The sequence below is a fragment of the Marinilactibacillus sp. XAAS-LB27 genome, from assembly GCF_036039175.1.
Taxonomy (GTDB): Bacteria; Bacillota; Bacilli; order Lactobacillales; family Carnobacteriaceae_A; genus Marinilactibacillus.
In genome coordinates this window covers 21,070-34,577 of sequence record NZ_JAYXKP010000008.1, presented here as the reverse complement: position 1 = coordinate 34,577, position 13,508 = coordinate 21,070, and the positions used below count along the sequence as shown (strand labels likewise).

At 39.2% G+C, this 13,508-nt stretch carries 9 protein-coding genes; 1 reads left to right on the top strand and 8 read right to left on the bottom strand.

All coding sequences use genetic code 11. The annotated features are described in order from the left end of the window. Positions 1 to 46: 46 nt before the first annotated feature. Positions 47 to 1,324, top strand: coding sequence for an NAD(P)/FAD-dependent oxidoreductase (locus tag VXN63_RS10235; protein ID WP_327757972.1), 1,278 nt, complete (start codon positions 47 to 49; stop codon positions 1,322 to 1,324). 56 nt (positions 1,325 to 1,380) lie between these two features. Here VXN63_RS10235 and recQ read toward each other — a convergent pair whose 3' ends face one another. From recQ to argJ, 8 genes are all read right to left on the bottom strand, one after another. Continuing rightward, a complete protein-coding gene (gene recQ, locus VXN63_RS10230) occupies positions 1,381 to 3,528 on the bottom strand; it encodes a DNA helicase RecQ (RefSeq protein WP_327757970.1) in 2,148 nt (715 codons plus the stop codon). A 132-nt stretch (positions 3,529 to 3,660) separates the two neighbouring features. Beyond that, positions 3,661 to 5,295, bottom strand: coding sequence for a ribosomal protection-like ABC-F family protein (abc-f, locus tag VXN63_RS10225; RefSeq protein WP_327757968.1), 1,635 nt, complete (start codon positions 5,293 to 5,295; stop codon positions 3,661 to 3,663). Positions 5,296 to 5,729: 434 nt separating this feature from the next. Next, positions 5,730 to 7,535: an oligoendopeptidase F gene (gene pepF, locus VXN63_RS10220; protein WP_327757967.1), complete on the bottom strand. Its 1,806-nt coding sequence runs from the start codon at positions 7,533 to 7,535 to the stop codon at positions 5,730 to 5,732. A gap of 324 nt (positions 7,536 to 7,859) precedes the next feature. Further along, positions 7,860 to 9,248, bottom strand: coding sequence for an argininosuccinate lyase (gene argH / locus VXN63_RS10215; protein WP_327757966.1), 1,389 nt, complete (start codon positions 9,246 to 9,248; stop codon positions 7,860 to 7,862). Beyond that, a complete protein-coding gene (gene argF / locus VXN63_RS10210) occupies positions 9,238 to 10,161 on the bottom strand; it encodes an ornithine carbamoyltransferase (RefSeq protein ID WP_327757965.1) in 924 nt (307 codons plus the stop codon). Before argF ends, argH begins: the two co-directional genes overlap by 11 nt. Further along, positions 10,161 to 11,336 (bottom strand): aspartate aminotransferase family protein, encoded by a 1,176-nt coding sequence (locus VXN63_RS10205; RefSeq protein ID WP_327757964.1) that lies wholly within the window; start codon positions 11,334 to 11,336, stop codon positions 10,161 to 10,163. The genes argF and VXN63_RS10205 overlap by 1 nt, the downstream gene beginning before the upstream one ends. 38 nt (positions 11,337 to 11,374) lie before the next feature. Next, entirely contained in the window at positions 11,375 to 12,283 is a 909-nt protein-coding gene (argB, locus tag VXN63_RS10200) for an acetylglutamate kinase (protein WP_327757963.1), read from the bottom strand. After that, complete coding sequence (gene argJ / locus VXN63_RS10195; RefSeq protein WP_327757962.1) at positions 12,246 to 13,496, bottom strand: bifunctional glutamate N-acetyltransferase/amino-acid acetyltransferase ArgJ; 1,251 nt, start codon at positions 13,494 to 13,496, stop codon at positions 12,246 to 12,248. The genes argB and argJ overlap by 38 nt, the downstream gene beginning before the upstream one ends. Between the last annotated feature and the right edge of the window lie 12 nt (positions 13,497 to 13,508).

The window sequence follows — 13,508 nt, the reverse complement described above, 5'->3', positions numbered from 1 at the left end:
GTGATACAGTTACGGATAGCTTAATGAACAAGTAGGAGGAAATTACATGGCTCACTACGATGTACTCGTCGTTGGAGGCGGAACAAGCGGTATGATGGCTGCCATCTCAGCTGCAGAAGCCGGTGCCAAAGTCGCTGTCGTTGAAAAAAATAAATTACTAGGTAGAAAACTTTTAGTAACGGGAAATGGTCGCTGTAATGTGACGAATAACCGCGATAAAGAGGAAATCATCACCCATATCCCTGGAAACGGACGCTTTTTATACAGCGCGTTCTACCAATATGACAATTATGATATTATGAAATTTTTCCGATCAAATGGTATTGCTTTAAAAGAAGAAGATCATGGAAGAATGTTTCCAACAACTGATAAATCAAGAACGATTGTGGATGCTTTGAAACGAATCATGGATGAACAGGAAATCGAAGTCTTTTTGAATGCTCCTGTAGAAACGGTCTTATATGAAGATGGACAAGCAACTGGTGTGCTATTAAAAGATGGACGGACACTTTTATCAAGAAGCGTCATCTTGTCTACTGGCGGACGTGCCATGCCAAAAACAGGTTCAACTGGAGACGGTTATCAATGGGCTAAAAAAGCTGGACATACATTGAAACCTTTGTATCCAACTGAAGTCCCCATCACATCAGACGAACCATTTATAGAAGAGAGAGTCTTACAAGGGCTTGCTTTAAGAGACGCGGATATGAGTGTCTTGAACAAAAAGGGTAAACCCGCGATTTCACACCGTATGGATATGATTTTTACCCACTTTGGAATATCTGGACCTGCCGTTCTTCGTTGTTCTATGTTCGTTCATCAAGTTATGAAGAGAGACAAAACGGACCATGCCACTATCAAGATCGATGCATTACCGGATCAATCTGTTGGTGAGTTGAAGCAAGATATGGCTAAACTCATCAAAGACGCTGGAGATAGAAGTGTGAAAAACTCACTTAAAGGACTCGTTCCTGAGCGTTATCTCTTGTTTGGATTAGAACGACTTAATATAGAAGACAACATGCCTTTAAAACAATTAACGCCGACTCAAATCGATTCTATTATTACCTTTTTCAAAGACTTCCAGTTCACAGTAAATGGCTCTCTTCCGATAGAGAAAGCCTTTGTTACAGGTGGTGGAGTGGATACGAAAGAAGTGAATCCTAAAACTCTGGAAAGTAAAAAGATGCAGAATCTTTACTTTACTGGAGAGATTCTTGACTATAACGGCTACACTGGTGGCTATAACATCACCGGTGCCTTTATTACTGGACGTGTTGCAGGAATGCATGCGGCTAAAGCCACTATGGCAGTTGCTCAATAATCACAAAAAGACAGTAGAATGATAGAAGTTACCTTCTATCCTCTCTACTGTCTTTTTTACTCACTTTTAATTTTAGCAAGTACAAACTTGATTTCGTCATAAGTGACAGAATCCGCTACAGCTTCTTTGATTGGCTTTAGAAATTCATCACCTACTTGGTCGATGGCTTCTCTGATTTCCTTGTCTGATTGTTTGGAAACAAGTTGATTATAGTCTATCTGTTTGTGTTCTTCAATCGCTTTACACAGATGATTAATAATCGTATTGGTCGACAACCCTCTCATTTCAGAAATCGCCTCAACGTCTTCCCCTTCATTAAACAATCGCAGTGTTTCTTCAACTGTATTCTTGCTCGATGACTTAGTCGGTTTCGTGACTTCCTTGACGGAAATGTTTTGTTCTACTTGTTGTTCTGTATCGATATCCTGTTCTTTTACGTACTCTTTGATCACCGAAAGGAACTGTTCTCCGTATTCAGCCAGCTTCGCTTCCCCAACACCATTCGTTGCCAGAAAAGCTTCATCCGTTTGTGGAAACTTAGCCGACATATCGATCAAACTTCTATCCGTAAAAACGACAAATGGTGGTTTCCCAATTTCTTGAGCAATCCTCGTTCTCAAGCCTCTTAATTTTTCAAACAGTTGTGCATCGTAATTTTCAATATTTTCCATTGCTTTGGTTTTATGCGTGGGCTCTTGCTTTAATTGTTTTCGAATAGCTAGAGTAGTTTGACCTTTGAGTAATTCTGAGGTCTTCCCCGTAAATTCCAGTATAGGATACTGATCCCCACCAACTTTCAAATAATCCTCACTGATCATGATCGAAATCATATCTTTGATATCACTATCCGTATAATCAGACATAATTCCATACGTACTCAACTCATCAAAATTCATCTGCTCAATTCGACTCGTCTTCTTCCCTCTCAAGACATCCGTAATCAAACCTGTTCCATATAGTTGATTCATTCGGTAAATACAAGACAAAATTTTCTGGCATTCAACAGTAATATCTGTTGTAACCGTTTCTTCATCACAGTTAGTACAATAATCGCATGCTTGCCAATCTACTTCTTGATTAAAGTATTTTAAAATGCTTTTACGAAGACAGTTACCGGTTTTACAATACGTAATCATGGAATTCAGATTTTTCTTAGCATGAGGTGAATTCCCTCGTTCAATCAGCATGGTATTCGTGATGATATCTTGCGCTGAATAAAATAGGATCGCTTCTGCAGAAGCACCATCTCTCCCAGCACGCCCAGCTTTTTGATAATAACTTTCCATATCAAGTGGCATATTGTAATGAATCACACGACGAACATTGGATTTATCTATCCCCATACCAAATGCATTTGTAGCTACCATAATCGGTTTTTCATCATATAGAAATTGAACTTGGTTGGCAGCACGCGTTTCTGGTTCAATACCTGCATGGTAATAAGTGACCGGGAAGCCTTTCTTATTCAAGTTTTTATAAACGGTATCGACATTTTTTCTTGTATTACAATAGATGATACTCGACTCTTTTTTATCTAAAATCCGGCTCAGCTCATTCAACTTTTTATCAGGCTTGATCACTGAAAAATAAAGATTCGGACGATCAAAACTCGCGATATGCTGGAAAGGTTGCTCCAGATTCAATTGTTGAATCATATCTTCTTGAACAATATTTGTAGCCGTTGCTGTGAAAGCCGCAAACGGTGGTCTATTGGTCAAAGCATTCATAATTTGTGGAATGGCCTGATAACTTGGTCTAAAATCGTGTCCCCACTGAGACACGCAATGCGCTTCATCTACTGCAACTAAGTTTACATTCATCTGTCTCACAGCATAAAGAAACTGATCATTTCCTAGTCGTTCTGGAGAAACATACAGTAGATCCAAATCTCCTCTGATGGCTTCATCTATAATGGCTTGTTGTTCAAAATAAGACAACTGACTATTAATATAAGCTGCACGCACACCCATTGTTTGTAATGTATCGACTTGATCTTTCATCAACGAAATTAGTGGAGAGATAACTAGCGTCACGCCTTCCATACATATGGCTGGAATCTGGTAACAAAGAGATTTCCCGCCTCCAGTAGGCATAACGCCGAGCACATCTCTTCCTTCCATAATGGCATCAATTAGTTCTTGCTGCCCTGGACGAAAAGCTTCATATCCATAATACTGTTTCAATGTTTTAAAGATGGTTTCCATACTGCCTCCAACACTCTTCTTCCAATTCTATAGTCAAAATTCCTTTGGTTCTTTTTTCTGCTTCATAATTGTAACATAGTTGTTCATTCTTTTTTCAGTCGATTCAAAGGTCAAATATCTCTATATTTATAATCATTCCTTTAAGCGTTCTGCTTTCTTACTTTTAGCCCAAGAGTAGCCTCCATCGAATGCTTCTACCTGATGATTCTCTACCCAATAAATTTTTTTAAAGGTTTTATCCAAAAAATAGCGATCATGAGAAACGGCTATAATCGTCCCCTGAAAACGTTCTAACGTTTCTTCTACTAGTTCTCTGGACTCAATATCCAAATGATTTGTTGGTTCATCCAAGACTAAGAAATTAATATCTTCGAGCATGAGTTGAGCTAGCCTTAACCTCATTTTTTCTCCACCACTTAATCCGGATATACGGTTAAACACTTCATTTCCATAAAACATGAAGTTTGCTAGATGATTTCTAGACTGACCTTCATCAATTTGAAGTGGTTCTCTAAAAACATCGATCAGTCTTTCTTCTCTGTTTTCAGTAAATAAGTGTTGCGAAAGGTAGCCTATCTTTAAATTCTCTCCTCTTTTAATGTAACCAGAGTCCGGTAATTCATCTTCAAGTAACAACTTCAACAAGGTCGATTTCCCTGCTCCATTATTTCCGATTAGTCCAATCTTTTCTCCGAATCGAATGTGTATATCTACTTCTTCTATAATCAAACGACCGTTGTAGTTTTTAGATACTGCCTTAGCCAGCACGACATCTTTACCACTACGTTCTGAAGCTTTGATCTCTAAATTCATTTGTTTATGCTGAATGGGTTTCTTTACTTTTTCCATTCTCTCAATCATTCGTTCCATATGTCGCGCTTTTTTGTGCAATCCTGGATTAGGAGGAACAGCTCGATTAGCCCATTCCCTGAGGGTTTTTGCTCGTTCTTTCATTTTCTTTATTTTCCGCTGCTGTTCTTCGTACTCTTGAAATTCTTTCAGCACTTTTTCTTCTTTTTCTTTTACATATTTAGAAAAGTTTGCGTGATAAACTGTGCACTCACCATCTTCTATGTCTATTACCTTATGAATCGCCTCATCTAGAAAATAGCGATCATGAGAAATGATAACGACCGTCCCTTTATAATTAGAAATAAATTGTTCTAGCCATTCAGTCGCAGCAAAGTCTAAGTGATTTGTTGGTTCATCTAGTAATAACAAATCTGGATTTTTCAAAAGCGTCATGGCTAATCCAACCTTCGTTTGCTCGCCACCACTTAAAAAAGTGAATTTCGAATCCATCAAATGGTCTATATTCAATCCCTGCGATACTTGATGGATACGGGCATCGATTTCATAACCGCCATCTTGAAGATACTGCTCTTGAACTTGTCCGTATTGATCCATCAGTTGCTGGAGGTTATTTTCGTTCTCTTTTTGACTCATCTCTATTTCTAATTGTTTCATCATTGCTTCTTTTTCCATTAATGTTTTGAAAACTGTACGCAAAACATCTTTGACATTCATTTTATCTGAGTAAACTGGAATTTGTTCTAGATATCCGATTGAACAGCCTTTTTTCCAGTAAACACTTCCGCTACTTGGAGATTCAGTTTGTGCGAGTAGTTTCATTAAAGTCGTTTTACCGCTTCCGTTTCTTCCAACAAGTCCGATTTTTTCTCCTTGTTTTATTTCCAATGTGACGTTTTCAAAAATTGTTGTTCCTCCATATTGTTGAGAAACTGTGTTTAAATTACATATAATCATTTTCGAGCTCCTTTTGTCTTACACCCTATTCTTCAGACAAAGTTGAAGCATACAAAAATAGCCATAGAAAAGAGTCTTCTCCTATGACTATTTTTCAACAAATTTGAAGGTAATGGATTACTCTCAAATTTGTTTATAAATGGTAGGGGTAAGATGTTTTTTCTGCGATTCTACTATTCGATTGCTAAAAATGGACAGACTGATCCAATTATGCAATAACAGTAGAAAATTCAGCACGGCATATATATAAATATAATTCTTCTTTTCCGTGCTCTTTCGCAGTTAGAAACATCTAACCTCCACCTCCGTTCGTTTAAGATATTCTTATTTTATATTCTTTTGACATTAAAAACAATACATGATTTTGTTTAGTAATCTAACTATTAAAAAGATCTCCACGCTATGAACGTGGAGACCTTCTTCGAATCATTTAGTTATTTATCTAGTTCACCAGTCAACTCAATAATACGGTCTACGGATTCATCTAGATATTTGATCGTATCCGATAACGGACGATCTGTTGTAATGTCAACACCCGCTACTAGTGTTGCTTCAGCTGGAACTTTCTGTCCACCTAATGCAAGGAACTCTAACCAGCCATCCACTTTTTCTTCTCCACTTTTGATTTTAAGGAATGCTTGTGTCGCAATCGTTAAACCAGCAGAGTAAGTGTATGGATACAATCCCATGTAGTAGTGAATTTGACGCATCCAAGTCAATTCTGCTCCTGCTTCAAGTTCAACAGAATCACCCCAGAATTGTTCTAGTACGCTTAGTTTCAGTTCGCTCAATTTCTTAGCATCGAAACTTTTACCTGCATCGATCAGTTTGTATACTTCACGCTGATATGCTGCTTCAAGTAAATGCGTTACAAAGTTATGGAAGTACGTACGAGAAATCATTTTAGAAAGAATAGAACGCTCCATACGTGGATCGTCCGTTTTATTTTTCAAGTAGTCTGTTAATAATAACTCGTTAAATGTAGAAGGACCTTCAATTAAATAAAGGGATGGACGTGCACTGGTTAATGGATTATTTTCATTTGATAATACACCTTGTCCAGCGTGTCCTAGTTCATGGAATAGTGTGTATGCATCTGTTAATTGCCCTGTCCACGTTACCATAACATAAGGATGTTTTCCGTAAGTCGTTGAGCAGAATGCACCCGAGCGTTTACCAATGTTTTGTGCAAAGTCAGTCCAGCGCTCAGGATAAGAGCGCATAATCATGCTCACATATTCGTCTCCAAGAGGCGCCAAGGCTTCTTGAACAAGATCTTTAGACTCTTCAATGGTAACCGGCATTGTATACTCAGGATCTAAGTCCACTTTCAGATCCGCATAAGTCATTTTTTCTAAGCCATGAACGTCTTTCAAGTGAGTGATGAATTTACGCATAACCGGCGCGAAGTCATTCATGATCATATCAATTTGGCGGTGGTATAGCTCTTGGTCTACTTCTTGACTTTCCAATAAGTAATCAAAGATAGAATCATATCCACGCATGGTCGCTAGCGTTTTTTCGCTTTGTAGGTGTGTATAATAAGCTGTTGCGACAACATTTTGATATTTTGATAGAACTTCATTAAATTTATCGTAGGCTGCACGACGAATTTTTGGATTCTCGTGATACATATAAACTTCTTCATATAGTACGAAGCTTAGTTCATATTCTTCACCATCCACTTCGAACGTTCCATAATCAGCATCGGCAGAACGAGCTTGCTCAAAAATTTCTGACGGGGCTTCAAAGACAGGGTCTAGTTGCGCTAAAGCTTTTTCAACTTCAGGAGCTAGCTTCGCTTTTTTAGCTGCTTTGACTTCTCTAATGAATGGTCCAAATTGCGCTTCTTTTTCAACCACTTCGTTTAGCGTTGATTCGTCTACTTCTTGGATTTGAGAATTAAAGAAACTCATCCCCGCACCAAAACTAGCAAGCACGTTGGATACGTGACGAGCTTGTTGTTGAGCTTCACTATCTGAAATATCTACAGATACGGGTAACATGCCGTATTGTCCTAAATGAGAGCCTTTAGCCATCAAACTTTCGTATTCTTTGATTGCTGCAATCAAAGTATCTACGCTGTCTAACTTTCCATCAAACTGATCTGCGAAAGCTTGAACATCTTTTGGAAGTTGTTCTGCTGCTGCTTCAAAACCTTCCTGCGTTTCAAAGATTGCAGATAAGTCCCATGTTAATTCTTCAGGTATTTCTGTACGTGGTTTCAATTGTTCAGCCATTCTGTTCTCCCCTTTAATTTCATAAGTATATCGTGATTAGGTCTAGTTATAAAAATATAACTATTTAAGATCTATTAAAGACATGATCAAGATAACTTCTACATTTCAATAAGTTATTTATCTATCCTCATTAAACTAATCACTATTTCTGACTATTATAGCATTCTTTTTAATAGTTGTGTGAGAAATTTCGCGATTTTTCAAATTAAATACTTAGAATCAATTTATCATAACAGAGTTAAGTTATTACTTTAAGTTATAATCTTCTCCATAATAAACAAGTATCCGTCACTTCTCCCCATTTGAGAAATAGCGGATACTTGTCTAAAGATCGATTTGATTTTTAAGTCTTGAGATTTGTTTTTTGACCGCTTCTGGCGCAGGCCCACCTTCAATACTTCTTTTAATGACACATTCGTCTAGATCAATCGCTTCGTAAATATCAGCTTCAAATACCGGATGTAACGTTTGATAGATTTCTAAAGAAACGTCTTCTAGCGTTTGATTTTTTTCAATACAGGCTTGTACGAGTGAGCCAATCACCTCATAAGCCTCTCTAAAAGGCACACCTTTTTTAGTTAAATAATCTGCGCAGTCCGTAGCATTGATAAAGCCTTTTGAAGCGGCTGTCCGCATCCGCTCTCTATTCACTTGCATCGTTTTTACCATCGGAATCATAGCCGATAATGCAATATCGACTGTACGGATGCTATCGAATAGGGCTTCTTTATCTTCTTGCATATCTTTATTGTAAGCCAACGGAATACCTTTCATCATGGTAAGTAGCGTCTGAAGATTCCCGTAAGCTCTACCCGTTTTGCCACGAACGAGTTCAGCTACATCAGGATTTTTCTTCTGCGGCATGATCGATGACCCAGTCGCAAAAGCATCATCTAACTCAACAAAGTGAAATTCCTGTGTACACCAAAGAATGATTTCTTCTGATAATCGAGAAAGATGCATCATAACCATACTTAATGCATAGGCTGTATCCAGTACAAAATCACGATCAGAAACCCCGTCCAGACTATTCGCGGTCACTTCCTTAAATCCTAACTGTTCCGCGACAAATTGACGGTCTAATGGATACGTTGTTCCAGCTAATGCACCATTTCCCAGTGGCATCGAATCTGTATGTTCGCTGGCTTCATCTAGTCGCTTTATATCTCTTGCAATCATTTGAGCGTAAGCTAGAATTTGATGTGCAAATGTAATGGGCTGAGCAATTTGAAGATGGGTATAACCTGGCATTACGGTATTGAGGTGCTGTTCAGCTTGTTGGATGATCACTTGTTCAAACTGAATCAATTTTGCTTTAATCTCAGCAATTTGCTTTTTAACGTATAGTCTTAAATCCAAAGCTACTTGGTCATTTCGGCTTCTTCCTGTGTGAAGTCGTTTCCCAGCATCTCCTATCCGATTCGTAAGCTCTGCTTCAATAAACATATGAATATCTTCAGCTTGTTCATCAAATAGGAGTTGCCCACTTTTCAAGTCTTTTAAAATCGTCTCTAAACCCTCAACGATTTTCTGTGTATCTTCACTGGAAATAATTTTTTGCTGTCCAAGCATCTTGGCATGAGCGATACTTCCAGCGATATCCTCTTCAAATAAGACATAATCAAAACTGATCGAAGAATTAAAGACATCAACTTCTTGGGCACTCTCGCCGCTGAAGCGACCTCTCCAAACTTTATTTGTATTAGCTGACATATGCGGGCACTCCCATCAAATGAACGAGGACGGCTTTTTGAACATGGAGACGATTCTCAGCTTCTTCAAAGATATAAGCCGCATGCTGTTCAAAAACTTCTGTCGAGATTTCTTCTTCTTTATGCGCTGGAAGACAATGCTGAACCATCACTTGAGAATCTGCAACAGCTAGAAGATCATGATTAACTTGATAGATATTCTGGAAAACTTTTTTTCTGATCTCAGCTTCTGCTTCATCTCCCATACTCGCCCACACATCGGTAAAAACGACATCCGCATCTTTTACTGCTTCGTAAGGATCTTCCGTCAACAGAAATCCTGGATGATCAATGTAGCGCTCTAAAAGATCGTCATTTGGTCGATAGCCTTTTGGTGATGCAACAGCGATTGAAGCACCTACGAGTAATGAACCAACGATCAATGAGTTCGCCATGTTATTACCATCTCCGACAAAAGCGAATTTTAAGCCTTCAAGCGATCCTTTCACTTCTTGAATGGTCATGAGATCTGCGAGAATTTGGCAGGGATGATAAAGATCCGTCAAACCATTGATGATCGGCACCGTTCCGTACTCCGCAAGCGTTTCAACGTCTGCTTGGTCGAAGGTACGAATCATAATGGCATCTAAGTAGCGTGACAGTACTTGCGCCGTATCTTCAATCGATTCCCCACGGCCCATCTGAAGATCGCTCGCACTTAAGTAAAGAGGATGTCCACCTAACTGATTCATTCCCACTTCAAAAGAGACACGCGTACGTGTAGAAGCTTTCTGGAAGATCATTCCTAAGGTCTTCCCTTTCAAATAAGGGGTTTCAATACCAGATTTGAGTTTCTTTTTCAAATCGTGTCCAGTTTCAAGAATGGAAAGCAGCTCTTCTTTTGTCAAATCTGATAGTTTCAGTAAATGTTCCATTAACTGACCCCCACTTCTACTTTTAATATATTTTTGATACAGTTTACCGCTTCATCAATCGCTTGTTCGTCGATTATAAGGGGTGGCAATAATCTCACTTTTTCTTTAGCCGTTAGAAATAGTACCCCTTCCTCTTTAGCCTTAGCGACTACTTCCTTGGCTGATAATGATTTGAAAGTCACACCAATCATCAACCCTAAACCTGAAACAGACTCAACGCCATCTAGTGCCAGCAGTTTTTCTTTCAGCCAGTCACCGTTCTCTGTAATCTGAGTCAGAAAGTTGTCGGTCATCGTATCTAAAACCACATTAGCTCCTGCTGCTACAACTGGATTCCCTCCAAATGTCGACCCATGATCTCCTGGCTCCAAAACATGTTCTACCTTTTCTCCAAGTAAGGCCGCTCCAATCGGTAGTCCATTCCCTAAACCTTTCGCACTTGTCACCACATCTGGTTTCAGTCCAAAGTGTTCATAGGCAAATAGTTTCCCCGTACGACCAATCCCCGTTTGAACTTCATCGATAATCAATAAACAATCATTCTGTTCGCAGACTTCTACGACTGCCTCCACAAATGTCTGATCTAGGGGTACGACACCGCCTTCTCCCTGAACAAGTTCAATCATGATTGCGCAGACGGATTGGTCGATTTTTGTACGAAGATCTTCTAGATTGTTCGTTTGAACAAACTCGAAACCTTCTGTGAATGGATCAAAATACTGATGAAAAACATCCTGACCAGTTGCCGACAATGTGGTCACGGTACGCCCATGAAAGGAATTGCTCAGTGTAAGAATTTTATGTTTATTGGGATCCTTTTGATGACCATATTTTCTGGCCACCTTGATAGCCACTTCGTTTGACTCTGCTCCAGAGTTGACGAATAAAACATGTTTCATCCCTGTTCTTGTACACAACTTTTGCGCCAGTTGAGCACCTGGATTTGTATAGAAAAGATTTGAGGTATGCTGAAGCAAGTTGAGCTGACTTTGAGTAGCTGATAGCCATTCTTTATGTTGATAGCCTAATGAGTTAACACCAATACCGGCTGTGAAATCTAAATACCGATTTCCTTCTTCATCGAACACATAATATCCGTTTCCTTTTTCGAGTGCGATTTCTATACGCGAATATGTCGGCGTGATGTACTCGTTGGTCCAAGTTATACTGGTCATTTTTTTGCACACTCCCTTTCTTATTTGATCCGTTCAATTTATTTGTAGAATAATGTCCCAATTCCACTATCTGTTAAAAATTCTACGATCAGAGAATGTGGGATACGTCCGTCTAAAATAACCGCTTGTCTAACAGATTCTTTGACCGCATCTACGCAGCATTGAACCTTTGGAATCATGCCACCACTAATGATTTGTTGTTCGTTTAATGACTCGATATTCTCAATATCGATTTGTCTGATTAAGGTACTTGGATCTGTAGAATCTTCCAGTACACCCGCAACATCTGACATCAATACAAAGTTATCTGCCCCTAGTGCCTTGGCAATTCCGCTAGCCATTTCATCTCCATTTATATTACAGCTTTCCCCGTTCTCATCTGTTCCAATACAAGCAATGACAGGTATATAGCCTTTATATACAAGATCTTTGATAACTTGTGTATTGACTCCTTTAATTTCTCCTACTGAACCTAAGTGTTCTGGGTCTTTTAACGTTGCTGAAATCATTCCGCCATCGATTCCGCTGATCCCTATGGCTTTACCTCCCAAACTATGAATCATGCGTGTTAGATCCTTATTGATCTTACCGGCTAGAACCATCTGAGCAATCTCCATCGTATCCGCATCAGTTTTTCTTAATCCATTCACAAAGGTACTCTGAACATTTGCTTTATCTAGCCAATGATTGATATCTGGACCACCACCATGAACAATGACCACATTGATTCCTACTTTTGCTAGCAATAAAATATCTGAAAGTACGGCTTGTTTTAATGTTTCATCTTGCATTGCCGATCCACCATATTTGATGACGACCATTTTCTGATCATAGCGTTGGATATAAGGAAGTGCATTTGTCAGGATCTCTGCTACTTTAAATGAATCTAAATGATCTGACTGTAATTGATCATGTCCTGTAAGCACTGTTGATTTTGACATAGTCATAAGTAAGGTCACACCCCCAAGCCGTCGCTTTTTCCTGCCCTTGGTAAAGATAAATATCGATACTAAGCTGATCTGTGCCTAATATTTCGAAAGCTTTGTCTTCATCAAAGGAAAGAATCGATCCTGCTTCACATACGCAGATACTCTGATAGTTTTGGGCACGCAAGTAGATGTCTATGATCTGCTGATCAAAATCTGCTTCACTATAGCCAATCGCGCACAGCAAACGTCCTACATTAGCATCTCTTCCATGAACAGCGGTTTTGACCAAGCTGCTACTGATGACTTCCTTTGCCATAAATTTTGCATCTTGTTCTGTATTCGCTTCAAATACATTGCAAGTGATCAAGGTGCTTGCCCCTTCCCCATCTTCAGCTATTGCAATCGCAAGTTCTTTGCAAACTTGATGAAGTGCCGCTTTAAACACCGCATAACTAGGATGAAATTCTGAATCGATGATGGCATTACCAGCTTCACCATTTGCCAAAACGCTTACCATATCGTTTGTAGAGGTATCCCCATCTACACTAATCATATTGAAGGTATCTTTAACGACCGATTTCAATGCAATAGATAACATTTCTGGTTCGATAGCCACGTCGGTTGTAACAAAACCGAGCATTGTAGCCATATTCGGATGGATCATGCCACTGCCTTTAGACATTCCGCCGATTGTAACAAGTGTATCTTCTAATTCAAAAGCCACAGCACTCTCTTTAATATCCGTGTCCGTCGTTAATATCGCTTCGGCAGCTGCTTGATCGCCTGCGAAATTTAGTTGATCGACCAACTCCGGTATCCCGTATTTAAATGGTTCTATATCAAGCGGTTGTCCAATCACACCCGTTGAGGCAACGATGATATTTTGGCTTGAAATATCCAGAGACTCTCCTAATAGATCACAGACTTGATTCGCAATCTCAATACCATTCGTATTACACGTGTTCGCATTGCCGCTATTACAGATGATGGCTTGTGCATAACCATTCGCGCTATGTTCTTGCGTTACAATAATTGGTGCGCCCTTGACCTTGTTTTGTGTATAAACACTGGCTGTCGAACAGAGTTGCTTACTGTAAATCAGTGCAAGATCTTTTCGTTTACGCTTGAATCCTGCATGTAACCCTGATGCCATAAATCCTTTAGGTGCACAAACATTCCCTTCGATCCATTTCCATTGCTGTTCAGTCTTCTGTTTCGTACTAATTTGCATCCTATCACCTCT